The following is a 25,157-nucleotide window of genomic DNA, read 5'->3' as shown; positions in this document are numbered from 1 at the left end:
GAGGACACGAAGAAGTGGGTGCTGTCCCCTGAACGCAAGGCTCCGCAGTCCACGAGAGAATATGCAGCCCATCGGTTAGACACCGTGCTGGACAAGTTTCTCAAGACCATGCAGACCACCGCTGCCCGCTTGCAGGAGAAGCTGCTGAAGCCGGAGGCCCGGCAGAAAGGCAAGGAACAGGTCAAGGAGAAAGCACGGGATTCCGTTCTGCAACTGCTGAACCGCTTGCAGGCAGAACAGGCACAAAACAAACCAGCGGCACAACCCCGCACACAGGAGGGGCACTCGGAAATCTGAACCTCATCGGGAACGTTTGGGGCAGAAAGCTGGCACTTTCTGCCCCGGCACCCGGTTACAAGGAAACGGAGGTCTGCCTATGAATATGAATCGGCCTGACATGACCGAAGATGTGAAATCTAAAGATTATACGAATAAGTCCTTGCAAAAGGACTCGAACACGGTTACAATGAAAGCGTCCAAATCCCCTGCCACAGAATCTTCTGACCAGACCAAAGCAGCCAAGCACGAGCCCCTTGTTTACCGGGTAGAGGAGATTGCCCAGCTTTTGGCGATTTCTCCCCGTGCGGCGTACAACCTGTGCAACACCACAAAGGATTTCCGGGTGCTGCGCATCGGCACCAGCATCCGGGTAAACAAGCAGAGCTTCGACAACTGGTTTGCGGCGGTCTGAGGGAGGTAATCTATGGCATCTATTCTGAAGCGCGGAGATTCCTACTCCGTCCGTTACAAGTACAAAGACCATTCCGGCAAACCCTGCGAGGGATGGGAAAGTTTCAAGACCAGGAAGGAGGCGCAGGAGCGAAAGATCACGGTCGAGAAAGAACTGCTGGACGGCAGCTTCCTTGTTCCTGACACCATGACGGTGGAGGAGATGCTGTACAAATGGATTCCAATTCAGTCCACCAAGCACAAATGGTCTCCCAAGACCTACACCCAGTCCGTGGCGATGGTGCAGAACCTTATCGTGCCGTATATCGGGAAACGGAAGGTACAGGAGCTGCGCACCTACGACATTGAGAAGTTCTATGCCACCCTTGCCAAGACCCCCCTGCGGGCAATATGTGCACGGTGTGAAGCAGGACCTGTCCAAGAAGCAGAAGAAGCGGCTGCTGTCCAGCACCTCTATTCATGAAGTCCACACCCTGCTGAAAACCGCCTTTTCCTATGCGGTGGAATGGGACTTGATCCACAAGATTCCCCTGCCCCGTGATGCCCCCAAGGTCAATATCGAGGAACGCACCATCTGGGACGAGAAAACCATGCTGGCGGCTTTGCAGACCATCAAGAACCCCGCTCTTCATCTGGCGGTGCATATGAGCATGATCCTTTCGCTCCGTGAGGGCGAAATCCTCGGCTTACAGCCGAGTGATCTGGACTTTGATGCCGCCGATGGGCGTGGTACCATCTCGGTCAGCAAGACCATGCAGAGAGCCAACAAGGACGCTCTGGAAAAGCTCGACCCCAAGCAGATCTACTACACCTTCCCGGACAGGCGTGAGGGCAGCAAGTCCTCCCTCATCCTGAAAAAGCCCAAAACCAAGAAGTCCAACCGCATCCTGTATATGACCAAGCCTTTGAAAGAGGAACTTCAAGCATGGTTTGAAAAGCTCAAACAGGACGAGCAGAGCGCCCCAGAGAAGTACAGCACCTGCGGGCAACTGTTCCGGCTCCCGGACGGCTTGCCCATCGCGCCGGAGCTGCTGACAAAGTGGTACCGCCTGTGGAGAGCCGAGCATCCAGAGTTTGAACAGATCGTGTTCCACGGTCTGCGGCACTCCAGTGCCACCTACCAGCTTTTGCAGTCTGACGGTGACTTCAAGTCAGTGCAGGGCAACACAGGTCATGCAACGGCATCTGTCCTGATGGACACCTACGCCCACACGCAGGACAAGCCCCGGTTGGAGCTGACCGAGAAGATCGAAGCGAACTTCTATTCCCAAGACCTGACCCCGGCAGCACCTCAGCCCCGGCAAAACGAAAAGCCGGCGGCAACAAAAATCTCCGGTAAGGAGATCTTTGAAGCCATCCGGCTGATGGACGCAGACGAACGCAGAGAATTGACGAGAGCCTTGTTCGCCTAACTTCTCTTCTTTTTATGCAAAGGAAAGCAGGCTGTGCAAACCTTGCGCAGAAAAGCCCCCGATTCGGGCAAATGTGCAAACGGTGTGCAGAAAGTGTGCAGCCGCTTTCCTACATAAAGAAAGAACGCCAAATCTTTCGATTTGACGTTCGAAATTTGGTGCAGTAAAGCAATCCAAATCCGAACCATTTCCCTTTGATGCGGCTTCTGCCGCTTCCCCAAAGGTGACGGTCTGTGTTCCTTCTTTATAGTTGAAGGTTATCAAAACCTTATCATCATACAGGTAAATCGCATTGATGAAGGTATCCACTAGTGCCTGCCGCTGGTCTTTCAGGCTCATGTCCAGCTTACGGAACCGCAGCAGCCAAAACCTGATAAATTCTTCGGTCACTTTCGGCTTCGCCAGCTTTTCTTCCGCAATGCGTGCTTCAAGCTCACGCTTGGTTTCTTCCAGCTGCTCCAACCGCTCCTTGGTGGAGCTGGTCAGGATACCGGCCTGAATCGCATTGAGCATATTCTGGATACCGGATTCTGCATCCCGGAGCTGCTTTTTATAAAGGGGAATGTTGGTATTCTCCTTGTTTTGCAGTTCCATCACCTTGGCGATGATGGATTCCATAGCGGCATCGTCTTTCACAAGCTGCATGGTCTGGTTGACCACCAGATCTTCCAGCCACTGTTTGCGGACGGTCTTTTTCTTGCAGCCCTTGTGCTTTTTGGCAGTGGCACATTTATAGTAGCGGTGGACTTCACCCGTCCGGCTTGTGCCGCTTTCGCCAAACATCAACGCCCCACAGTAGCCGCAGAACAGCTTGGTGGTGAGCAGGTAGTCATCCTCTGCCTTTCTACGGGCAGGGGCTTTTTTGTTTTTGGCGATCTTTTCCTGCACATCGTTGAAAAGCTCTGCGGACACAATGGAGGGAATCGCATCGGGAATCAAAACATCACGATATTTCAGCTCCCCGATGTAGCGGCGATTGTTCAGCATATGCTGAATGGTGTTGAAGGTCATCAGCCCGCCACGCTGGTTCTTGACGCCCTTTTCGTTCAGCCAATCCCGAATTTCCCGCATGGTCTGGCCATCGTTGTACCGCTGGAAGGTTTCTGCCACAAAGGGAGCAGTCAACGGGTCGATTTCAAAGCGGTGGTCTGCGTTGATGATGTAGCCAAAGGGAATGGCACCGCCAGTGAACTTTCCCTTCAGTGCGTTTTCGGTCATGCCACGAATGACCTTTTCAGACAGGTCAGCGGAATAATACTCGGCATAACCTTCCAGCACCGATTCCAGAATGATGCCCTCCGGTCCCTCGGAGATGATCTCGGTGGCAGACATGAGCTTGACACCGTTCTTCTTCAGCTGGGTCTTGTACCGGGCACTGTCGTAGCGGTTCCGGGCAAAACGATCCAACTTCCAGACCAGCACGATGTCAAACAGCTTCTTGTCACTGTCCTTAATCATCTGCTGAAACTCCGGGCGGTTGTCCGTCTTGGCAGAGATAGCACGGTCAATGTAGTGCTTGACGATGGTGATGCCGTTCTTTTCCGCATAGGCAGTGCATTCACGAATCTGGCCTTCAATGGATTCTTCGCGCTGGTTATCCGATGAATAGCGGGCATAGATCACGGCGGTCATGGCAGGCACCTCACTTTACACATCATTGAACGGTGGAGTGTTCTTTTAAAGCAATGTTTCGTATAATGGATATACCACATTTTACAGATGATTGCAAGCTTTTTATACGCTTTTCACGAGATTCAGTAAAAAACATGAACTCCTATGAAAGCAAAATATTCACATTCCATGGTTCTATGAAGGTGCCCGGAGCAATTGTGTCATTTTGACACAATTCCTTATTTCTCCATAAACCATAAAAATTCAACTTTTTAATGCAGCAGCTACAACGTTGGATTGCATATCGCAAATATACTATTTGAATATTGCGCTGATTTTTGTCTTGTTACGGTTTCGCAATAGTCAAAACCACCGGCTAAGCCGGTGGCTTGAGTAAGCCCTAGAAGGGCATCCTACTGGCAAAGCCCCTCAAGGGGCCTCGAGCAAGCGTCTTTCATCTGCATTACCTGCCCTACCGCTCTAACGAGCTATGTTGCAAAGTGCATCTTCTAAGATAACAATTTCTTTGTCATCTCGCTTTGCTCGAATCTTATAGCTAAAGCATTTTCTACTCCACCAGCGGAGCTGGTGGTTGTCGCTCGCTTAAGCTACTCAAGACCAAAGTGGTGGGTATCACGATGATACCCACCACTTTAGCCAAGTAAATTTTTATTTTTGAATCGTAAAACGGAACGAGGTTCCCTTCTCCACCGCAAAGCAGGCGTCTGCATGGGGCTTTGCGCCCCAGCTGTTGTCGCCGCCCACGCCGCGCTGGAAGGCAGCACACCGGACGACAGTCTTGTTGTCGTCCCGGGGCAGTTCATAGAGATGGCGGGCGTTTTCCAGTTCATGGGGGGTGTAGGGCAGCGCCGAGAAGGTCATGCCATCCCCTGCAAAGCCGATACCTATCTTCAATCCGCTGCTGGTGAGCGCTGCGCGGTACACGCCGGTGCGGCTGCCGCACTCCTGCGGGTGGACCGGGCTGTTCTGGGCAAAGTCCTGCCGGACATTGTAGCTCCAAGCGCCCATTTTGCCGCCTGCGGTGCGGTCGGCGGTGGTCTCCCGGGGGCCAAGACCCAGATAGGATACCTCCGTCAGCTCCCGGCGCAGCGGGAAGAGCAAGCCGAACTCCGGTACTTCTGTCCTGTCGCCCTGCCATGTCATGGTGATATCGCAGCGGCCTGCGCCGTCGATGGCAAAATCAATGGGCAGCGTCTGCCCATCTGGCAGGGTGTAGTTTGCGCGGACGATGACGAACTCATCCTTTGCTTCGGCGGTCAGGTTATCGCAGCGGGCATAAAGACCCGCAGTTTTCCAGAAGGCAAACTCGAAGGGTTCGGCGCAGCCCTCATCGTTGTTGGTGGGCGCACGCCAGAAATTGGGGCGCACGGTATCGTCCAGCAGCTGCACGCCGTTATAGCGGATGGACACCAGCCCCTTGCCTCGGCCAAAGATGTACTCGAAGCCCTCGCCCTTTACGCCGACGTTGCAGTCCATCTCCACCAGCTGCGGGGCGGGCAGGGTCAGCCGGGCGACGGCGTAGTTGTGCCATACCTGCCCCAAAGCGGCTTCATAGCCCGCCGGGATGCCGGGCAGTGCAGCCCGCTGGATGGCGGTAACGGTCATGCAGGCAAGCCCAGCCTCCGGTAAGGCAAAGGGAAACGGGATGTGCTCCGTCCCGCCCGGTTTGCAGTCTGCCCGCAGCACCGCCCGGCGCTCCGGCTTGCCGTTGACCGAGGACGCAAACACAAGGTCGTAGGCGCTCAGGTCGGTAAAGAGATTCCGGTTTTCAATCACGGCTTCAGTGTCGGTGAGGGTGATTTTCAAGGGAGCATAGGCCGCCTTGACCGCATCCATCTTAGGGGTGTTACGGCGGTCGGGCAATACAAGGCCGTCCACACAGAACTCCCGGTCGGTGGGGCGGTCGCCAAAGTCGCCGCCGTAGGCAAAGCCGGGCTTGCCGTCCGGGTCAGTGACCGCGATGCCGTGGTCCATGTACTCCCAGATAAACCCGCCCTGATACAGCGGCTCTTCGTAGGCATACTCGGTGTAGTCGGTGATGCCGCCGTTGGAGTTGCCCATGGCGTGGCTGTACTCGCACATGATAAAGGGCTTTTCCGGGTGCTCTGCCAGAAACTTTTTGATGTCTGCCACCGGGGTATACATCTGGCTTTCCATATCGGAGGTGGCAGGGTATTCCCGGTTCCAGAAAATGCCCTCGTAGTGCACAAGGCGGCTGGGGTCGGTGCGGCGGAAATACTCGCTCATCTCCCACAGGGTCTTGCCGCCGTGGCTCTCGTTGCCGCAAGACCAGATGAGGATGGCCGGGTGGTTTTTGTCCCGTTCCAGCATGGCTTCGGCCCGGGCAAGCACATTCTCCCGCCACTCCGGGCGCGCACCGGGCAGCGTCCATTCGTCCGAACCGTCCGCACCCAGCTTCTGCCATGTGCCGTGGGTCTCCAGATTCGTCTCCCCGATGACATACAGGCCGTATTCATCGCAGAGCTGCAAGAAATACGGGTCATCCGGGTAGTGGCTGGTGCGCACGGCGTTGACGTTATGGGCTTTCAGGTTCTTTACATCCCACAGCATCTCTTCCCGGCTGACGGTGCGGCCGGTGCGGCAGCTCCACTCATGGCGGTTGACGCCCTTGAACACGATACGCTTGCCGTTCAAAAGCATCTGGCGGTCTTTCCGTTCAAATTTGCGCAGACCGACTTTCATGCCAGTGCGCTCCACGAGAGCACCCTCGTTCAGCAGGGCAATTTCTGCCTCGTACAGGTTCGGCTGCTCGGCGCTCCACAGAGCGGGGTCAGTCACCGCAAAGGTGAAAGAAACATCCTGCACGTCCTCTTCCACGTCCGGGTCGGCCTCGCCCTTGCCGAACACCACACCGCTGTCGTATTCGGCGGGCTCGCCCACCTCAGCGGACTGCTCCTGCCCATTGAACACCACCGACACCGTTCCCGCGCCGCTGACTTTGCAGTCAAAGGTGACAGTAGCGCTGGAAAAATCCTCTGCAAAGCTCTGCTTCACAAAGACATCTTCCAGATGGAGCTCCGGCTTGGTGAACAGCTCCACGGAGCGGAATAAGCCGCTCATGCGCCAGAAATCCTGATCCTCCAGCCAGCTGCCGGAGGAGAAACGGTACACCTGTACCGTCAGGGTATTTTCGCCGGGGTGGACGGCAGCAGTCATGTCAAATTCCGCCGGGGTAAAGGTATCCTCGGTGTAGCCGATGTAAACGTCATTGCACCAGACGGCGGCGGCACTGTCGGCACCGTTCAGGCGCAGATAGCAGCTTGCCCAGCTTTCCGGCAGGGCGAAACTACGCTGGTACTCCCCGATGGGGTTATAGTCCTGCGGGATCTGACCGGGGTGCAGCTTTTCGTGGCCGTCCCACGGGTACTGGGTGTTGACGTAATGGGGCGCGCCGTAGGGCTGGCCGGGCTTTTGCAGGCTCTGCATCTGGATGAAGCCGGGCACAGTCAGAGTGTCCCACTCCGAGAAGGGCGCAGTCAGGTTTTCCGCATAGCGGAAGTTCCACTCGCCGTCCAAGCTGACGGTCAGCGGCAGTTCGGGGCTGGTCTGGTCCGCAAAGTGGGCGTGGAATGGCAGACGGTTCTGCTGGAAAATTTCCGGGTCGGCCAGAAGCGCCGGGGTAATGGGATGATTCAAAGGCATAAATGTCACCTCGCAGCATTTTCTGCTTTTATTATAGCACAGGATATAAGAAAAACAGCCGCACAAAACGACTGTTTTTCTGGAAAGAAGCGGCATCAGTCTGCTTCGTCAAAGACCTCGGTGTCCAGTTCTGTGTGCCCCTTGGGGATGTGGTACTTCACGGCGGGCAGATGGACGTTGGTGAAGTACAGGCTGGTGTTGGGGTCGCAGCCGATGACCACTGCCTCTCCCCTGCCGCGCACGGTGCAGCGCAGGGTGTCGCAATGGGCTTCGGCGGTGTCATTTTCCACACTTTCGGCATAGCCCGGTGCAAAATTGGGCACGGCAAAACCGCAGTCGTAGACTTCGCAGTCGAAACTGCTGTCAATCTCGTGGTGGCGGCGGTGGCCGGTGGCCGTGGGGGTGATGGTAGTGGTCACCTCAATGCCGGGGAAGGGCGACCACTGCGCAGTCACAGCCCCGGCTTCAATTTCCCACGTTTTGCTCACCTTGCGCACAAACACGTTATCGTCGATGACAAAGGCCAGCATACTGTCGGGAGCCGCCTGATTGAGCACCTCCCGGCTGCGGGAGGCGCAGAAGCCAAAGCGGGTATCGTAGGCAAATTTTGCATACTTTTCCGGGAACTGTCCGTGGCCGTGCCCCTCGTTGACACCGGCAGCATAGGCCGTTACCCGCCCCGCCCGGCGCTGCACCAGCATATTGGCGTAGGGCATTGGCTTGAGCCGCTCCAATGTGGGCATGGGCGCGGCTTCGGCAGACCAGAAGGGATGGTCATCCGGCAAAGCAAGCAGCAAAAAGCTCTTCATACCCCAGTAGGGGCTGCCGGGGGCGTTGTACCGCTCGGCCATGTACATCTGCGGGTAGCAGTAGCCGATGGTCAGAATGCCGTCCCGGTCGAACATTTTCTGCCCCAGCCACCAGTTGAAGTTGCGGACGATAAGGCCCTTCATTACCGGCAGGGGCAGCGGTTCCAGCCCTGCCCAGATACAGGCCGCCCAGAAGCTGTTCTGAGCAAAGCGGTAGGTCAGGCTGCGGCCAAAGGGCAGCGCTGCGCCGTTGGCATCGAACCAATAGACGAACTGCTGCGCGAACAGCTGGGCGCGCTGGCGGTAGAGTGCAGCACGCCGGGGGTCGATGTCTGCGGCAAATTTAGAGTAGAGCAGCCCGTAATACTGGATGGCCCACGGGATGTAGTAATCCTTTTGCACGGAGGCGCCATCGGTGGACCAGCCGTCGCCGCTGTAATAGCTGTCAATTTTGCAAAGACCGTCCTCCAGCAGTTCCGGGCTGTAAGGCATCCCCACGCTTTTCAGGGCAAGGTTTACAAGGATGCGGAAAAACTGCCAATTGCAGTCCGGGATGGTGTGGGCGTTGATCTGCCCCAGCCATGCGGCAAGATTCTGTTTTTCGGTGTCAGAAAGCGGGGTCCACAGCTTTTCCGGTGCAGTCAGGATGCCGCAGGCAATGGCAGCCATCTCCACATAACACTGGTCGTATTCCCCGGTGGTGCCCCAGTATTCAGGGTTTTCCGGGTCTGCACCGGCCGCAAGACCCTTGCGGTAGATGGTTTCAAATTCCGGCTCAGAGCCGCCGCCCACCCAGAAGGGCACCAGCGCCCACAGCGGGCGGCTGAAGGCTTCCAGCTCAATGGCATTTTGGTTGTAGGTCACGCCCGTCTCGCCCAGATGCAGCCGGGCACAGCCTGCGGAATAATAAGGCTTGAGCGGGTCGAGAAATTTGTGCATCAGTGCGGTAAAATCCGCTTTGGTCTGCAAGTTCATCACCAGTACATCTCCCAATCTTTGGTCAGGCGGGTCAACGCCTCCATGTAGAAATAATCGCCCCAGCTCGTGCATTCATCCACGCCCTCCGGGGTGCAGGTGTTGTAGGGGCTCTTTTTGCTGTAAGTGCCGTGCAGCAGCTGGCCGGAGCCGAGGGTACCGGGCTTTACCGCATAATTTGCGGCAAGGCTGGCCAGCATCTGCCGTGCCAGCGTGCGCCACTGGGCAGCTTCTGTTTCGTCCACATACTTTGCTGCTTCCAGCAGGCCGCAGGCCACGATGGCAGCGGAGGAGGAATCCCGGGGTTCGCCGCTTTCCGGGGCAAAGAGCATATCCCAGCAGGGGATCATATCCTCTGGCAGACGGGAAAGGTAGAACGCCAGTGCTTTGCGGAACACCTCGAGGAACTTTTCATCGTGGGTGTAGGTGTAGCCAATGGCGCTGCCGTACACGCCCCACGCCTGTCCCCGCGCCCAGAAGCTGTCATCCTTATAGCCCTGACAGGTGCGGCCGCCCTTGGGGGTGCCGTCCGGGTTCATAAAGAAGGTGTGGTAGGTGCTGCCGTCCGGTCGGAAGGAGTTTGCCAGCGTGGTGGCGGTGTGGGCGGCGGCGATCTCGCGGTAGTGGTCGCTGCCGGTCACCTGCGCTGCCCAGTACAGCAGCGGCACATTGAGCATGCAGTCAATGATATAGCGGTAGTTGTCGGGGTCGTCCATGGTGCCCCATGCCTGCAAAAATTTTCCACTGGGCTGGTAGCGGGTCAGCAGCTGGTCGGCGGCGGCAATGGCGGCGTTTTTGCCCTTTTCGCTGCCCACCAGCTTCCATGCTGCCACGCAGGTGGGGCTGTACAAAAATCCCATATCGTGGTGGTCCACCTCCACCTTGCGGGCAATGCGGTCCGCAAAGCTGTCCACCTGAATGAGGGCGGCGTTCTTGAATTTTTCCTCCCCGGTGGCTTCGTAGGCCAGCCAGATCTCACCGGGCCAAAAGCCGCAGGTCCACTGGTTATTGGCACAGCCGGGGTAGATATTGTTCACGCTGGAATGGTTCTGGCACTGGTAGGTGTACAGGGGCAGATTGGTCTCCACCTGCTTGCAGGCATCGGCCAGTGCCTGCCGTGCCTCGGTGTCGGTCATAGCGTGGTTCTGGTAGGTTTTCATCTTGATTACTCCTTAAATCCAAAGTTTGGGATATCGTGCCAGCGCTGGCGCAGAAAGTGCATCCCCAGCTTGGGGCGGCGGTCCCGGGTGAACAGACCCTTTTTGTTGCCGTCCACCCGCATGGGGCCCTGCACGGTGTCGTAGTCTGCAAAGTTCCAGACAAATTCTCCCACAAACCACGGGCGCTTGTCAAACTCTGCATCCAGACGGCGGTAGAACTCCACCTGAAACTCCTCGCTGAACATCTCGGCTCCGGCGGTGTGCAGACCTGCCACAGTGTCTGCACCGTACTCGCTCATCATCACGGGCTTGTGCTGCTCTGCCCAGAAATCCAGTTCCTGATTCAACCCGTAGCAGGCGGCGGCCATGTCGCCGGAAAGGTTGTACCAGCCGTAGTAGCGGTTGATGCAGACGATATCCATGGTGCGGGTGGTGATATCTTTCGTATAGTCGTTCTGGCAGCAGACGAGGGTGACCGGGCGGTTCTGCGGGTCCAGCTGATGCGCCAGCTCATACAGCGGGTGCCAGTAATCGTAGGCATCCTGCGGGAAGTGCTCCAGATCCGGCTCGTTGCCAAGGCTCCACAGCACCACGCAGGGGTGGTTTTTGTCCCGATGGATCATCTCAGCAAGCACCTGTCGGTGATGTTCCGCGAGGGGGTATTCCTTGTAGGGATTCACCGCAGCCCCGCCGCCGATGCCCACCGCCGGGGTCTCGTCCATGACCAGAATGCCCTCCCGGTCGCACAGGTCGTAGAATTCCTCGGCGTAGGGGTAGTGGCTGGTGCGCACCGCGTTGGCATTTGCCCAGTGGATCAGGTTCACGTCCTTCACGTTCAGTACCGGGTCAAAGCCGCGTCCATGGGCGGTAAAGTCCTCGTGCTTGCAAAAGCCCTTGAAGTAAAGCGGTTTTCCGTTCAAAAGCACCTGTGTGCCCCGCACCTCAATGCTGCGCACGCCAAAGGTCTGGTCGTAGACGTCCGCCCCGCAGGTGATATGCAGGGTGTACAGGTAGGGCGTGCCGGGTCTGGGCTCCCAGAGATGCACCTCCGGGATGATGATCGTGCCTTCTGCACCCTCGGCACTTGCAACGGCGTTGCCGTCCGCATCCAGCACCGTGACATGGACAGGCGCGCTGCCGGTGGTTTTGACCGCGTACTGCACCGTGCCGTCCACGGCGGGCACTACGGTCACATCCTCGATATACTCTTTTGGGGTGGTGTAGAGCACCACCGGGCGGTGGATGCCCGCATAGTTGAAGAAATCAAAGTTCGGGCGGTTCTGGGGTGCGGCGGCGCGCTTGGCGGCCTCCACACTGGGAATGCCCGCATTGTCCGAGCCAAAAAAGGCCAGTTGTCCGTCCTCGTTGCCCACAGGCAGGGTGCTGTGGTTCACCCGGTTGTCGCAGGCGACGGTCAGCAGCGCCGTCTCGCCGGGGCACAGCAGGGCGGTGACGTCTGCTTCAAAGGGGGTAAAGCCGCCCTTGTGCTGTGCAATGAGCTTGCCGTTCAGCCAGACGTTTGCCGTGTGGGTCACCGAGCCGAACCGCAGCACCACCCGCTGCCCGGCGCAGAAAGTGGACAGCGTGACCTTGCGCTGATACCATGCCCAGCCGTAGTGGCGGCGCAGGGCGGTGGTCTGGTCGTTCTGGTCGTTGTAGCTGGCGGGCACGGCGATGGGCTGGGCATCCGGCAGGGGCTTTGCGGGATCGAACTGGTCTTCCACGCAGCTGCCCAGCGCAAACGCCCATGTGCCGTCAAGGCTCAGCTTCAAGCGCGCTTCATTCTGTTCAGGATATAACATAACACTTTCTCTCTATTTCTGCAAAAAATGCGGGGCGCGGGTACTGCCCACGCCCCGCTTACGGGTGATTTGTTTAGCCCTTGATGCCGGTGGATGCCACGCCCTGCACAAAGTACTTTTGCAGGGAGAGGAACACGATCAGCACCGGGATCAGTGCCACCACAGAGGCCGCCATGATCAGGCCGTACTCTGCGGAATACTGGGTAATGAACATACGCAGACCGATCTGGATGGTCTTGAGTTCGGTCTTGGTCAGGTAGATCAGGGGGCCAAGGAAGTCGTTCCAGGTGTTCACGAAGGTGAAGATGGTCAGGGTAGACAGGGCGGGCAGGCTGAGCGGCAGCATGATGTGCCACCAGATGCCGTACTCGCTCAGGCCATCAATGCGGGCAGCCTCACACAGCTCGGTAGGCACACCCTCGTAGAACTGCTTCATCAGGAACACGCCGAAGGCGCTGAAGGCTTGCAGGCACATAATGGCCAGATGGGTGTTGTTCAAATGCCACGAGCTCATCATCATGAACTGGGGCACCATGTAGGCCTGCCAAGGCACTGCGATGGTGGCAATGTAGCCGAGGAAGAGCGCGTTTTTGCCCTTGAACTGCATCTTGGCAAAGGCGTAGGCTGCAAAGGAGGAGGTGAACAGCTGCAACAGGGTGACCACCACGGTGATCTTGACCGTGTTTTTCACAAAGGTCAGCAGCGGGATCTGGGTCCAGATGTCCACATAGTTCTGCCAGCGGGGATTTTTGGGGATCCACTGGATGGGGAAGCCGAACACGTCCTTATTCAGCTTAAAGGAGGAGGACAGCATCCACAAAAAGGGCAGCAGCATGCAGGCTGTGATGACGATGAGGAAGAAATAAATCAGGAACTTGGAGATGAAATTGCGGCGCTTCTGAGAGGCTTCGGTCTTGATAATAGCAGCAGACATGGTTCTTCCTCCTTTCTCAGTTCTCGCCCTTGGAGCCGCGGAACTGGATGATGGTAACGATCAGCACCAGTACGAACAGCACCATGGAAATTGCACTTGCGTAGCCGTATTTCGGAGTATTGACGAAGGCCACATTATAGATGTAGTACACCAGCGTCATGGTAGCAGTACCGGGGCCGCCCTGCGTGATCATGTACATCTGGTCGTAGACCTTGAAGCCGGAGATGGTGAGCATAATGACCACAAAGAAGGTGGTGGGGCGCAGCTGCGGCAGGGTGATGTGCCAGAACTGCTGCCAGCGGTTTGCACCGTCCAGCTCGGCGGCTTCGTTCAGGTCCGGGTTGCAGCCCTGCAGGCCTGCCAGATAGATGACCATGTAGTAGCCCATGTTCTTCCACACACTGAACAGGATGACCGTGATCATAGCGGTGTCCTTACCGGCAGCCCAGCGGGGCAGGTTTTCCACCGCCACGCCAAAGAACTGGTTCAGGATCATGTTGATGGGACCCATGGAGGGGTTGAAGATCATGTTCCACACCGCTGCCACCGCCACCAGCGAAGCAACGTAAGGGAAGAACGCCACGGTGCGGAAGAAGTTGCGCAGCTTCACGTTCTGGTTCAGCAGCACAGCCATGGCCAGCGAGCAGGCCAGCGTCAGCGGCACGGTGCCAATGACGTAGACGATGGTATTTTTCAGCGCCGCCTGAAAAATTTTATCGGTGGTAAAGAGTTTTACAAAGTTCTTCAGACCGATAAACTCGATGGCGTGGCGGCCGTCCCATGCGCAGAAAGCCAGCGCAATGGCAAACACCATGGGCACCAGCGTAAACACGCAGAAGCCAATGAAGTTTGGCGCAATGAAGGAATACGCGATCAGGGAATCGCGGGTCGATTTTTTTAGCACTTTACGGGGAGTTTTATTCTGGACAGCAGCACTCGCCATAAAAGAGCCTCCTTTCCCGGAAGTATAACAGTTTTTCCAAAAAATGAGCGGGGCGGGCGCTGTGCATACCCGCCCCGCTCGGACAGGGCTTTTTTCCGATGCTCGTCATCGGAAAATGAATGGGGATTGAAAACAATGAAGAAGGAGAACCGCAAACCATTGCGGAAAACGCTTTATCAGCCGAGAACTGCGGGAACCTGATCGTTCATGTTCTGGATGCCCTCGTCCACGGTCTCGCTCATGGTCATAATAGCATCGTGCTCGGCGTTCAGAATGGTCTCGATATCAGATGCGTACTGGGTGTAGGGCATTTCCAGATAGACATTGCTGGTGGTCAGTGCATCCACAGAATTGCTGTCCTCGGGGAAGCCCTCGGTGGACTTGATGATCTCGGCGGTAGCAGCGGAGCCGCAGGCCGGGAAGGTGCCGGTCTTGGCAATGGCCTGTGCGCCCTCCTCGGAGACACACCAGTTGATGAAGTCGGCAGCGGCCTCTGCCTTGGGAGAATCGGCGTTGATGGCCAGACTGGTCACAGTGCCCAGCGTAGAACCAGCCTCTGCACCAGCGGGGTGCGGATACTTGACGATGCCCCAGTTGAACTTGGTCTCAGCATCCTTCATGTAAGCTTCCAGCGTGGAAATGAACCAGCTGCCCATGTTGACCATTGCGCACTGCTGGTTCTCAAAGGCTGCGGAGTAGTGCAGAGAAGAGGTCTTGAGGTAGCCGTAGTCCATGCAGATGCCGTCCTTCTGCTGGGCAATGACCATATCGTAGGTGGGCTTCATGAAGTCGTATTTGCCGTCGATGATGGTGTTCTTGCCGTCCAGAATGGAGAACAGAGAAACGGCGGAGCGCCAGGTGTGGTAGTGGCAGCCATAGACCTTGGTGTCGCCGGAGCCGCTGGTCATCTTGCGTGCCAGAGCATCGTAATCTTCCATCGTCAGGTCATTGGAGGGATACTCCACACCGGCCTTATCGAACAGATCCTTGTTGTAGTACAGCACCCAGAAGTCGCTGCGGAAGGGCACGGCGTAGAAGTTGCCGTCGTCGGTGGTCAGCTGCTCGATGGTGCCGTTGAAATCGCCAGTGTCGCGGGTCAGTACCTCGTTCAGGGGCTTGAGGTAGTCCAAATTGATCAGGTTTGCGTAGCCGGGGATATCCTTGATGGTCACGATATCCAGATCGGCGCTGCCAGCCAGCTGGGTGGCCAGAACGGTCATGTAATCGCTGGAGCCCAGATCCACCATCTCGATGGTCACGTCCTTGTGGCTTGCCATGTAGCCGTCGGCCATGGCCTGCCAGTAGGGGGTGGACTCCTTATCCCACACCGACCACTGCAGGGTAACAGGGCCTGCGGCTGCGGATGCAGCGGTGGAACCGGCAGTGGAGGAAGCAGCGGTGGAGCTTGCGGAAGAGCCGCCGCAGGCGCTCAGGGCAACAGCAGCGCCGCAGGCTGCGGCAGCGGTAAGGAACGAACGACGAGAGATCTTTTTCATAAGTGTGTCCTCCTTCAGGGCAGTGTGTGTATTTCGTGCAGCGTTCTCCCCCGTGCCGGGGAGCCGCTCGCTTTTGTTGACACTAGGATACCGCACAAACGCAAAAACCGGAATGGAAAAATTCCGGGAAGAGTTGCAGTTTTTCTGTATCTTTTAAAAAAAGATGCACTTTCTTACACTGGAGTCTGCACTTTCTTGTTCTCTTGCACAGTTTACATCCATGGCACAAGAAAAAAGCGTATAAAGTACACAATTTCCATGAAAAAAGTCGTTGACAAACCGCGCCGGAATCAGTACTGTATAAAGGAAAGAATGCAAAATATTACCGGAAAGGAGGCTCCGCTATGAAGAGCAGCCATCGTTTCCCGCTGCGGCGGCAGATCGTGTGGGGGATGCGCTTTTTTACCATCCTTACCTCGCTGGCTGTGGGCGCGGCGCTGTTCACCCTCTCCAACCAATATGTGCGCGCCAACTCCCTGCAGGCGGCAGAGTTCAACCTGCGGCTGGTGGCTACCTCCATCGAGACCAGTCTGGAAAGCGCCGATGCTCTTTTGAACTGGGCTTCCATCGACAGCACCGTGCGGCGGTACATCTCGCAGGAAAATATCAACGGCACCCAGACCATTGCCGCCTACGAAGCCATGCAGGAAAAATACTATTCCAGCACCCTGTACAGCCATATCCTCCGCTTTTTTGTTACCAATGAGAACGACCGGCATTTGCAGTTCGGCCCGCTGAACTCCTCGGCGGCGCTCAACCGCACCAGCGTAAAGCAGTTTCTCACCAAGGGGTACGGGATGCAGTTCGCCACCGACCCGCTGCTGCCCGGCAGTCCGAGCTGCATCGCCATCAGCCAGCCTGTCCGCTGCGGCAAGGGCACCTTGCACCGGGGCAGCACCTACCTTGCGCTGGATACCGCCATTATCACCGACCCGGCAGCAGGTTACAGCCTGACCGACGGCAGCGCGTTGTACTGGGAGATGGGCAGCCGCCTGTGGCAGATCGAAAACGGCAGCCTGACCGAGATTGAAAATCCGCTGCGGGAGGTGGACTACACCCTGCGCACCGGCAGCAATAACGGCGTGACAGAGCAGACCGCATGGCAGGGCAAGGTGCAGCTGGACGGCCAGAAGTATTATGTAGTCAAGGTAACACTGAACGGCCGCAGCGCGGCACTGGTACAGCTTTTGCCCGCAAATACCTTTTTGCTGCACTACGGCGTGTACCTGTGGCTGGTCGCCCTTGGCACTGCCATCATCTGGGGACTGAGCTTTTTGATGCAGCACTGGCTGGAGCGGGTCATCACCCGCCCGGTGGAGGCGCTGCAAAAGCGCATCGAAACCGTGGGCAGCGGCAACTTTGCCCCCGACCGCACGGTGGAGTGGAACAACGAGCTGGGCGACATCGGCCGGGGCATCAACCAGCTGGCTGAAAACGTGGACAGCCTGATGACCCGCCGGGTGGAGGACGAACGTCGCAAGCAGGAGCTGGAATACCGGATGCTGCAAAACGAGGTGAACCCGCACTTTATCTACAACACCCTCAACAGCATCCGCTGGATGGCTACCATCCAGCAGTACCGCTACGGCGGCGACCTGGAGATTGAGGTCTCCCGCATTGAAAGCGAGACCCTTTGCCGGGACTGCATGATTCCCCGGTTCACCTTGCAGCCGCTAGTGGAAAACGCCATCTTCCACGGGCTGGAACCCAAGGGCGGCCACGGCAGCGTGCTGCTGGATATCTCCACCGACCCGGATACCGGAGACGTATTGCTGCGCATTACCGATGACGGCGTGGGCATGCCGCCGGAGCAGGTAGCTCACCTTCTGGACGAGCCCGCCGAGGGTGCCGAAAAGGCTGAAAAGTTCCGTCATGTCGGCCTGTGGAACGTGAACCGCCGCATCCGGTATTCCTTTGGCGAGGGTTACGGCCTGACCATTGAAAGTGAAGAGGACGTGGGCACCGAGGTCACCATCCGGCTGCCCTATCAACAGAAAGGAGACACCCATGCTGCGGATATTACTGGTGGATGATGAGCCGCTGGTGCTCATCGGCCTGCAGGGGATGCTGGAATGGGAAAAGCTGGGCTATACCGTCTGCGGCACCGCCCGCAACGGAAAGCTGGCGCTGGAACTCATTGAGCGGGAGAAGCCGGATATCGTCATTGCCGACGTAAAAATGCCGGTGATGGACGGGCTTACCCTTGCCCGCACCTGCCGGGAGCGCAACGCCCTGCCCGCCTTTATCATGCTGACCAGCTTTGAAGAATTTGATTACATCAAGCAGGCCATGGGTGCCGGAGTGGTGGATTATCTGGTCAAGCTGGACCTGACCCCCGAAAACCTGCAAACCGCCCTTGCCAAGGCCGCCGAAAAGGTAAAAAAGGAGCGTGCTTTGCTGGGCGAATTGTCAGCACAGGAAAATCTTGCCGAGAGTGTGCGCAGCTATCAGGAGCGTTTTTTCGTGCGGTTGTACGCCGGGCTGTTCCCGGACGAAGCCGCATTGGAGCAGCCTTTGCAGCACATGGAGCTGAACCTTGCAAGCGACGCCTACCTTGTAGCCAGCTGCGAGATCATCGCCAGCACCGCCCTTACCCCCGCCCAGCAGCTGAAGCTGAGTTTTTCCTGCGGGCGGATGCTGGAGACCACCCTGCAAAACTACCTGCCCTGCTATGTGACCGGGGCGGATGCCATGCGCTGCAATGTGCTTTTCTGCCTGACCGATGCCCAGTGCCAAAAATACCGGACGGTACTGCGCCCGCTGCTGGAACGCGCCAGCCAAATTCTATACAACTATTTCACGGTACGGCTGCTCTGGGCGGTAGGACGCCCCACCGGCTCCCTGCTGGGGCTGGCGCGCCGCTGCCGGGAAAACGCCCACCTACAGCCCCTGCTCACGGTGGAGCAGCCCATCCAGTTCGTGGAGGTCAACGAGGGCGACGCCACCGCCGGGAAGATGCAGGTGGTGGCACAGGTGCAGGAGTATGTTAAGAATCATCTTTCGGAAAAACTGACGCTGGCCGATGTGGCGGCTGTATTCAATTTTTCGCCCAACTACCTCAGCCAGCTGTTCGGCAAATACGGCGACAGCGGCTTTGTGGAGTACATCACCGAGACCCGCATCGCTGCGGCAAAAGAGATGCTGGAACAGGGCGATTTGAAAGTATACGAGATCGCTGAGAAACTGGGGTACGAGAGCGCTTTCTATTTTTCCAAGGTATTCAAAAAGGTCACGGGGCTCAGCCCGCGGGAATACCAGCAAAGTATTTAAAATCGGAGGCTTTTATGATACAGGAACAGCTTGCTCATCTGCCGGAATTTCTTCCCGATTACCGGCCCTTTCCCCCTGTCAAAGAGCACACCGCATGGCAGGGGCTGCCCCTGCGGGCAAAGCAGCGCTTTTTGCAGGCGGGGGAAGCCGCGCTGCAAACGCCCATTGCGCCCCTGCCGCTCTCGCTCTGGCTGGATTTCACCCACACTGGGCGGCGCACCCCATGGGAGACGGCTTACTTTTCCCGCCGGGCGCGGCTGTGCGCGCTGGTAAGTGCCGAGTGTGTGGAGCACAAAGGGCGCTTTCTGGATGAAATTGCCGATACCGTATGGGCGATCTGCGAGGAAAGTGCATGGCAGCTGCCCGCCCACAACAGCTATGTGCGGGACACCCCGCAGCTGCCCCTGCCGGACACCACCCGCCCCATCGTGGATTTATTTGCCGCCGAGACCGGCGCGCTTCTGGCGCTGACCCGGTACTTACTGCCCGATGAGCTGGATACTGCCGCGCCGGGCATCACGGCGAGGATGGAGCGGGAGCTGGACGCCCGCATCCTGACGCCTTATTTTACAAGCCACTTCTGGTGGATGGGCAACGGCGAAGAGCCTATGTGTAACTGGACGAGCTGGTGCACTCAGAATGTGCTGCTCACCGTTTTTCTGCTGCCCACCACCCAGCAGCAGCGAAAAGCTGCCGTCAAGCAGGCAGCCTACAGCCTCGACTGCTTTTTGAAGGACTACGGCGCGGACGGCTGCTGCAACGAGGGTGCGCAGTATTATCGCCACGCCGGACTGACCCTGTGGGGCTGTCTTGAAATTTTATCCAACATTGCGCCGGAGGCCTTCCGCCCGCTATTCAGAGAAACAAAGATCAAAAATATCGCGGAGTACATCTGCAATGTCCATGTGGAAGGACCTTACTATCTGAACTTTGGCGATTGCAGCCCCCTGGCCGGGCGCTGCGGTGCACGGGAATACCGCTTTGGACAGGCCGTAGGCAGCGATGCTTTGCAGGCCCTTGCGGCGGCAGATTTCCGCGCCGATGCCGACCCCGACCATTTGCAGAACCCGGACGGCAGCACCCACATCAACCTGTGGTACCGGCTGACCACCGCCTTTGCAGAAGAAGAAATGATGGCGTACTCCGCAGCGCCCCGGCACCATTTAACGGTGTGGTACCCCAGTGTGGGCGTCTATGCCGCACGGCAGGGCAGCTGGGTGCTGGGTGCAAAGTTCGGCTCCAACGGCGACAGCCACAACCACAACGATACCGGCAGCATTACCGTGTACAAGGACGGAAGACCGTTTCTCATCGATATCGGAGTGGAGAGCTACACCCAAAAGACCTTCAGCCCCCAGCGGTATGAAATTTGGACCATGCAGAGCGCATGGCACAATCTGCCTACCTTTGACGGTGTGCAGCAACTGCCCGGCGCGGAATACGCCGCCCGGGAGGTGTGCACCGATAAAAACAGCATCACCGGCGAGCTGGCGGACGCGTACCCTCCCATCCCGGGGCTTACCACCTACCGCCGCAGCGTATCCGTCAGCGAACAGGGCATCACCCTGCGGGACGAAACGGACTATCCCGGCACGGTGGAGCTGACCCTGCTCACCGAGCAGCAGCCCGCCCCCACTGCGGACGGCTTTGCGGTGGGCACACTGGGCGGCATCCGCTTTGACCCGGCTGCCGTAACGGCTGCTGTTACGGCGGTGTCCATCACCGACCCGCGCCTGCGCACCGCATGGCCGGAAACCATCTATAAGATCACCCTGCATTTCCAAAAAATGCTGAACCTCGAACTGTACTAAGGAGAACTGCCATGGAGACCATCAAGCTGAAAATTCTGGACGAAGTCGGCCACACCCTGATGACCTGTGACGCCGACACCGCCGTATCCCTTGTTTACACCAACTGCTATAAGCCCGGCGACCGGGTGGCGCTGGAGATCGACCATCCCGGGCAGTACTGCGTCATCCAGTTCGAGGACACCATGCCTGAAGCCCTTGTGTATGTGGTCAAGCGGGAGATCAATTTCCACATTCCCTTCGGGGAGCAGGCCATCACCTACTCGCCCAAGAGCTTTGTGGGCAGCCGTCATGTCATCCGGGCGCGCCTTGCGCTGCCGGAGGAGATCGCCGCCCGGCGGAATTTGGCCTTCAACTGCTACGATGAACACGGCGACACCGGTTTTTACCCCCACGCCAGCGCCAACGTAGAAACGCGCGGCGAGGCGGTATTTGCCGCCCGCAACGCCATCGACGGCATTTTTGAAAACAGCGCCCACGGCGAGTACCCCTATCAGAGCTGGGGCATCAACCGCGACCCGAACGCAGCCCTGACGCTGGATTTTGGCCGGGAAGTACTGCTGGATGAGCTGCGCATCACCGAGCGGGCAGATTTCCCCCACGACAACTACTGGGTAAAGGCCACGGTGGAATTTTCTGATGGCAGCCAGCTGGACATCCCGCTGGTGAAAAGCGCCAAACCCCAGAGCGTGGCCTTTGAGCCCAAGCGGGTGCGCAGCCTTGTGCTGCAGGATCTGATTCAGGCCGAGGGGACTTCCCCCTTCCCGGCGCTGACCCAAATCGAAGCCTTTGGCACCGAGGTGAAGTAAAATGAGCATCTACAATGCCCTTTATGGGCGGGACGGCCACGGCGTAGGCCCAAACGAGCCGGAGAAAAAAGGCTTTGCACGCTTTTGCCAGATGGTCGGCCGCGACCTCGGCCAGCTGCTGGGCACGAACCTGATGGTCTGCGTGCTCTGCCTGCCTGCCGCACTGGGGGTCTCGCTGGGCGTGACCCTGCTCTCCCTGCCGCTGACGGTGGTGTGCAGTGCGGTCACCGGTCTGCTGACCGGCCCTGCCATGGTGCTGCTGGCAGACTGCGCTCTGCGCAGCTTGCAGAACGACCCCTCCCAGTGGCTGCCCCGGGCAAAGCAGACCCTAGCCGCCCATTGGAAAGCCGCCTGCGGCTTTGGCTGCATTGGCACGCTGGTGCTGGGGCTGCTGTGCTTTGTATCGGCCTTTGTGTTTGAAGCCGCCGCGCAGCAGGGGTATTACCCCGGGCTTGCCATTCTCGTTTTTCTGGCGCTGGATTTTCTGGTGCTGGCGGTTCTGGCTACGCTTTGCGCTGCCGTTCTGCCGCTGCAACTGCCCGCCCCGGACAGCTTGCTGCGCCGGGCGGGCAGGCTGCTGGCTGTCGCCCCGGCGCGCTGCGTCCTGGCAGGCGTTCTCATGCTGGCGGGCATCGGCGGCATGATCTTGCTGTTCCCGGTCAGCGTGTTCTGGGCGGTGCTGTTCGGCTTCTGGCTGCCGGGGCTGGCAGCGATGCAGACCCTGTTCCCGGTTTTGCGGCAGGAATACGGCGTAGAGGTGCGCAGCATCCCGCGCCCGGCAGCGCCGGATAAGCCCCTGACCGCACAGGAGCAGAAAAAGCGCTCCCGCGCCAACTGGTGGTATTACAACTGGGGCATCGTGGCGGTGGCGGCAATGGTCATTGTGGGCGTAGCGTATGTGGCGCACGGCCTGCTGACTACCGTAGACCCGGACTACACCGTGGCGGTAGTCACGGCGGAGGCCCTGCCGGACGAGGCCGTGCAGCGCCTGCAGACTGCGCTGGCAGACTATGCGGAGGACGCCAACGGCGACGGGACTGTGGTGGTGCAGGTGAACAACTACACATGGAGCGCCGATGCCGCCCTGACCGACATGAACGGTCAGATGGCCGGTGCCACCCAGATGAACACCGACCTTGCCAACGGCGAGAGCAAAATCTGGATCTTGGATGACCCGGAGGGCTTCGAACAGGCCTATGGGGCACTGAGCGAAAAGCTGGGCGCGGAATGGCAGACAAAGCTTATCCCGTGGCGCAGCCAGCCCGCCCTTTCCGGGCTGGAACTGGGCAGCTACAACACTGCCGCCGATGGCAGCCAGACTGTTGATATCCAGAGCCGCTTTGCCGGGTACAGCGTGGCAGTGTTTGATGCTTCAGATGCGTTGTGGCAGGCGCTCAATTCGTAAACAGAAACGACCGTCCGTTCTCTTTTTGTTTATGTGGTATTCTATACACAGAAAAATAGACGGAGGCATACCGCCATGAATCCCCATACCACGCTGAATCTTGCCAAGATTGCTCTGTGCGCGGTGGAAACCGTACTGAGGAATACTTCGCCCGATGCAGAGGACTATCCCCCAGCCAGTTGAATAAAATAACAACGCTGCAAGTGCTTATCGTCAGGCTGTTACAGATGCAGCAGCATAAAACGGACATCTCTTCAATAAAAAAGTCAAGTAGACTTCAATTTGAGCCAAATAGTAAGACTTCTTATGCTTTACCGTCATAAATTTTTCAAAATCATCTTGACGCACCTTGCGAAACATGATATTCTCTGTCACAAATCTCACTGATTTTGTGGATTGGTTTGAAACCATTCACAAGATGTGGTCGTGTTCATTTTGAACACTGCCTCACCGTAGATTATCCCTGAAAAATTCACCGCCCCGCAACACACCCGATTCATTTTGCCGCCGATTCACCCGACAAAATCATCGCTGCGCTGCGTGGGCGGTATTTTTCTTTTTCACAAATAAAATCTTATGTAGTTGTTCAATCTTCCTTCCGAAATTTGTTTTTGGTTGTTGACCATACAACCTCAAGGCGTTATTCTTATACTTGAAAGAAGCCGGACGTAGTGTCCGCACTGCGCCTAGCTTTCTTCATACAGTACCTTGAATCTTGCATAAGCCGACCGAACGAGATACCGTGCCATGACCTCACACTTTCTGTGAACGAGCCAGACAACGCCGCTGCACAAACAGGGGCAGGAACTTCGTTCGGAGCAAACGGTGATCAACATACACGAGCAGCGGAACTCTCTACTTATTTTTGCGTCTTAACAATTCGGAAACATTTATTGAAAATGAGTTTTGAGCGCAGCGGTAGAGGGCAAGAACCGTCCCGTGGCCACAAATTTTCAATTCTTGAAAATTTCCTGTCCATCCGGGACTTCACTTCTTCAATGCGTCTGCATTTCCGAAGTGATCTTGTTGGGGTAGCGCTTGTCGGGGCAACGCCCCTCCATCTGCTGTCGCAGACCGCGCTGCCGCTTAAAAGCCCCACTGGGGCTTTCATTGCTGCGCTGCGCTTCGCAAACGCGGTCCCACCCCAAACCCTGCTCATGGTTCGCACCTGACGGTGCGAACAGTAACGGCGTGTCGTGCTTTACATAACTTCACCGAGGAGTTATCGAACAGACAGGAGGTACAATGACCAAAACGAATGTTCAACCGATTCCTAGCAGTTCCCAGCACCACGACACGCCGAACAACAAAACGCACGTCATCAAGTTCCGTGTGACAGCGGAGGAAAAAGCGTCACTGGAACTCACTTGCAAACTCCTGAATCTCTCCCTCTCCACTTTTATCCGCCGTGCCATCCACAACGTCAAGATCGAGAAAACAGTCATCGTTGCCGGCGGCGGAGAAGAAACCCTGACCGCTGTTTCCACCCTGCTTGCCCAGTGCAGCAAGGTGGGCGGCAACCTGAACCAGCTTGCAAGGCACTTCAATTCTGGCGGTGCGGACACCGAGCAGATCCGAGCGAAAATCCTTGACGAACTTGCATACCTGACCGCATTTCGGCTACACGCCGAGAAAGTTCTGGGTGAACTGTATGGCAACGCTCAAGCATATCGCCTCAGTCGCAAGGGCAGTTGTATTGTTCAATCATAAACCGCATATTTGCGACATACAATTCGATGTTGTTGCCAACGATTTGAATAATCGAATTGTAATAAAAACTCGGACTATACCGCCATCGAAGCGTATCTCATTTACCAGCACGATGAATTTTCCGGCAAGGTAATTCTGGACGAACAAGGCCGACCCATGCTGCGGGATTCGTACCTGCTCGACACCCTTGAGTGCGGCGATTTCTCGTTCGCAACGGCCTGTCTGCTGGCAAACCGCAAGTATGGCAAGAACACCCAACGCGATGATATTAAGAGCCATCAGTATATCATCAGCTTCGACCCCAGAGATGCAGCCGACAACGGCTTGACCATGGAAAAAGCACAGGCACTTGGCCTGAAATTCTGCGAAGAAAACTTCTCCGGTCACCCCGCCATCGTCTGCACTCACCCGGATGGGCATAACCATTCGGGAAACATCCACGTCCACATTGTGATCGGCAGCGTCCGAACACGAGAAGTGGAGCGTAAGCCCTATATGCAGAAGCCACGCGATTGGCGCGAGGGCATGAAGCACTCCAGCACAGCCCAGACCATGCGGCACTTGCGTGTTGAGGTCATGGAGCTGTGCGAGGGTGCCGAACTGTACCAGATTGACCTGCTCAACGGCTCGAAGGAGCGC

Annotated in this window: 16 protein-coding genes and 2 pseudogenes; 10 read left to right on the top strand and 8 right to left on the bottom strand. The window is 57.3% G+C overall.

The features are described from left to right. The 3 genes and pseudogenes from WMO20_RS13175 to WMO20_RS13160 form a co-directional block, all read left to right on the top strand. Positions 1–297: pseudogene (locus WMO20_RS13175) on the top strand (hypothetical protein); the annotation flags it as partial. 79 nt (positions 298–376) lie between these two features. Next, positions 377–691 (top strand): helix-turn-helix domain-containing protein, encoded by a 315-nt coding sequence (locus tag WMO20_RS13170; protein ID WP_015564592.1) that lies wholly within the window; start codon positions 377–379, stop codon positions 689–691. 12 nt (positions 692–703) lie between these two features. Continuing rightward, positions 704–2,102, top strand: a pseudogene (locus tag WMO20_RS13160) (site-specific integrase). 12 nt (positions 2,103–2,114) lie between these two features. Here the strand turns inward: WMO20_RS13160 and WMO20_RS13155 are convergent. The 8 genes from WMO20_RS13155 to WMO20_RS13120 all read right to left on the bottom strand — a co-directional run bounded on the left by WMO20_RS13155 (position 2,115) and on the right by WMO20_RS13120 (position 15,516). Beyond that, positions 2,115–3,734, bottom strand: a complete 1,620-nt coding sequence (locus WMO20_RS13155; RefSeq protein WP_349187136.1) for a recombinase family protein — start codon at positions 3,732–3,734, stop codon at positions 2,115–2,117. Positions 3,735–4,382: 648 nt separating this feature from the next. Then, on the bottom strand, positions 4,383–7,397 hold the full coding sequence (lacZ, locus tag WMO20_RS13150; protein WP_349187135.1) for a beta-galactosidase, LacZ type: 3,015 nt from the start codon (positions 7,395–7,397) through the stop codon (positions 4,383–4,385). Between the two features lie 95 nt (positions 7,398–7,492). After that, complete coding sequence (locus WMO20_RS13145; protein ID WP_349187145.1) at positions 7,493–9,181, bottom strand: DUF2264 domain-containing protein; 1,689 nt, start codon at positions 9,179–9,181, stop codon at positions 7,493–7,495. Beyond that, entirely contained in the window at positions 9,181–10,341 is a 1,161-nt protein-coding gene (locus WMO20_RS13140) for a glycoside hydrolase family 88 protein (protein WP_349187134.1), read from the bottom strand. The genes WMO20_RS13145 and WMO20_RS13140 overlap by 1 nt, the downstream gene beginning before the upstream one ends. Before the next feature lie 5 nt (positions 10,342–10,346). Next, the gene (gene uidA / locus WMO20_RS13135; protein WP_349187133.1) at positions 10,347–12,143 is read right to left on the bottom strand and encodes a beta-glucuronidase; all 1,797 of its coding nucleotides are present in this window, start codon (positions 12,141–12,143) and stop codon (positions 10,347–10,349) included. A 73-nt stretch (positions 12,144–12,216) separates the two neighbouring features. After that, positions 12,217–13,077: a carbohydrate ABC transporter permease gene (locus WMO20_RS13130; RefSeq protein WP_005920167.1), complete on the bottom strand. Its 861-nt coding sequence runs from the start codon at positions 13,075–13,077 to the stop codon at positions 12,217–12,219. 16 nt (positions 13,078–13,093) lie between these two features. After that, on the bottom strand, positions 13,094–14,020 hold the full coding sequence (locus tag WMO20_RS13125; protein WP_005943356.1) for a carbohydrate ABC transporter permease: 927 nt from the start codon (positions 14,018–14,020) through the stop codon (positions 13,094–13,096). Positions 14,021–14,196: 176 nt separating this feature from the next. Further along, positions 14,197–15,516 (bottom strand): ABC transporter substrate-binding protein, encoded by a 1,320-nt coding sequence (locus WMO20_RS13120; protein ID WP_349187132.1) that lies wholly within the window; start codon positions 15,514–15,516, stop codon positions 14,197–14,199. Between the two features lie 344 nt (positions 15,517–15,860). Here WMO20_RS13120 and WMO20_RS13115 point away from each other — a divergent pair, with 344 nt between their 5' ends. The 7 genes from WMO20_RS13115 to WMO20_RS13085 all read left to right on the top strand — a co-directional run. Continuing rightward, the gene (locus WMO20_RS13115; RefSeq protein WP_349187131.1) at positions 15,861–17,549 is read left to right on the top strand and encodes a sensor histidine kinase; all 1,689 of its coding nucleotides are present in this window, start codon (positions 15,861–15,863) and stop codon (positions 17,547–17,549) included. Further along, positions 17,524–18,786 carry a response regulator transcription factor gene (locus tag WMO20_RS13110; protein WP_349187130.1) on the top strand — a complete coding sequence of 421 codons (1,263 nt, stop codon included), beginning with the start codon at positions 17,524–17,526 and terminating at the stop codon, positions 18,784–18,786. Before WMO20_RS13115 ends, WMO20_RS13110 begins: the two co-directional genes overlap by 26 nt. 14 nt (positions 18,787–18,800) lie before the next feature. Beyond that, the gene (locus WMO20_RS13105) at positions 18,801–20,597 is read left to right on the top strand and encodes a heparinase II/III domain-containing protein (protein WP_349187129.1); all 1,797 of its coding nucleotides are present in this window, start codon (positions 18,801–18,803) and stop codon (positions 20,595–20,597) included. A gap of 11 nt (positions 20,598–20,608) precedes the next feature. Beyond that, positions 20,609–21,403: a carbohydrate-binding protein gene (locus WMO20_RS13100; RefSeq protein ID WP_349187128.1), complete on the top strand. Its 795-nt coding sequence runs from the start codon at positions 20,609–20,611 to the stop codon at positions 21,401–21,403. Between the two features lies 1 nt (position 21,404). Then, complete coding sequence (locus tag WMO20_RS13095; RefSeq protein WP_015565849.1) at positions 21,405–22,808, top strand: hypothetical protein; 1,404 nt, start codon at positions 21,405–21,407, stop codon at positions 22,806–22,808. A 1,245-nt stretch (positions 22,809–24,053) separates the two neighbouring features. Next, positions 24,054–24,518 carry a plasmid mobilization protein gene (locus WMO20_RS13090; RefSeq protein WP_349187127.1) on the top strand — a complete coding sequence of 155 codons (465 nt, stop codon included), beginning with the start codon at positions 24,054–24,056 and terminating at the stop codon, positions 24,516–24,518. 84 nt (positions 24,519–24,602) lie between these two features. Then, on the top strand, positions 24,603–25,157 hold a 555-nt coding region (locus WMO20_RS13085), incomplete at its 3' end, for a relaxase/mobilization nuclease domain-containing protein (RefSeq protein WP_349187143.1).

This window comes from Faecalibacterium intestinale, assembly GCF_040096575.1.
GTDB lineage: Bacteria > Bacillota > Clostridia > Oscillospirales > Ruminococcaceae > Faecalibacterium > Faecalibacterium intestinale.
This window is presented reverse-complemented; position numbering and strand designations above follow the sequence as displayed.

Coding starts and splice junctions, on each gene's coding strand:
- WMO20_RS13170 (WP_015564592.1), top strand. CDS start 377: ATGAATATGAATCGGCCTGACATGACCGAAGATGTGAAATCTAAAGAT.
- WMO20_RS13155 (WP_349187136.1), bottom strand. CDS start 3,734: ATGACCGCCGTGATCTATGCCCGCTATTCATCGGATAACCAGCGCGAA.
- lacZ (WP_349187135.1), bottom strand. CDS start 7,397: ATGCCTTTGAATCATCCCATTACCCCGGCGCTTCTGGCCGACCCGGAA.
- WMO20_RS13145 (WP_349187145.1), bottom strand. CDS start 9,181: ATGAACTTGCAGACCAAAGCGGATTTTACCGCACTGATGCACAAATTT.
- WMO20_RS13140 (WP_349187134.1), bottom strand. CDS start 10,341: ATGAAAACCTACCAGAACCACGCTATGACCGACACCGAGGCACGGCAG.
- uidA (WP_349187133.1), bottom strand. CDS start 12,143: ATGTTATATCCTGAACAGAATGAAGCGCGCTTGAAGCTGAGCCTTGAC.
- WMO20_RS13130 (WP_005920167.1), bottom strand. CDS start 13,077: ATGTCTGCTGCTATTATCAAGACCGAAGCCTCTCAGAAGCGCCGCAAT.
- WMO20_RS13125 (WP_005943356.1), bottom strand. CDS start 14,020: ATGGCGAGTGCTGCTGTCCAGAATAAAACTCCCCGTAAAGTGCTAAAA.
- WMO20_RS13120 (WP_349187132.1), bottom strand. CDS start 15,516: ATGAAAAAGATCTCTCGTCGTTCGTTCCTTACCGCTGCCGCAGCCTGC.
- WMO20_RS13115 (WP_349187131.1), top strand. CDS start 15,861: ATGAAGAGCAGCCATCGTTTCCCGCTGCGGCGGCAGATCGTGTGGGGG.
- WMO20_RS13110 (WP_349187130.1), top strand. CDS start 17,524: ATGCTGCGGATATTACTGGTGGATGATGAGCCGCTGGTGCTCATCGGC.
- WMO20_RS13105 (WP_349187129.1), top strand. CDS start 18,801: ATGATACAGGAACAGCTTGCTCATCTGCCGGAATTTCTTCCCGATTAC.
- WMO20_RS13100 (WP_349187128.1), top strand. CDS start 20,609: ATGGAGACCATCAAGCTGAAAATTCTGGACGAAGTCGGCCACACCCTG.
- WMO20_RS13095 (WP_015565849.1), top strand. CDS start 21,405: ATGAGCATCTACAATGCCCTTTATGGGCGGGACGGCCACGGCGTAGGC.
- WMO20_RS13090 (WP_349187127.1), top strand. CDS start 24,054: ATGACCAAAACGAATGTTCAACCGATTCCTAGCAGTTCCCAGCACCAC.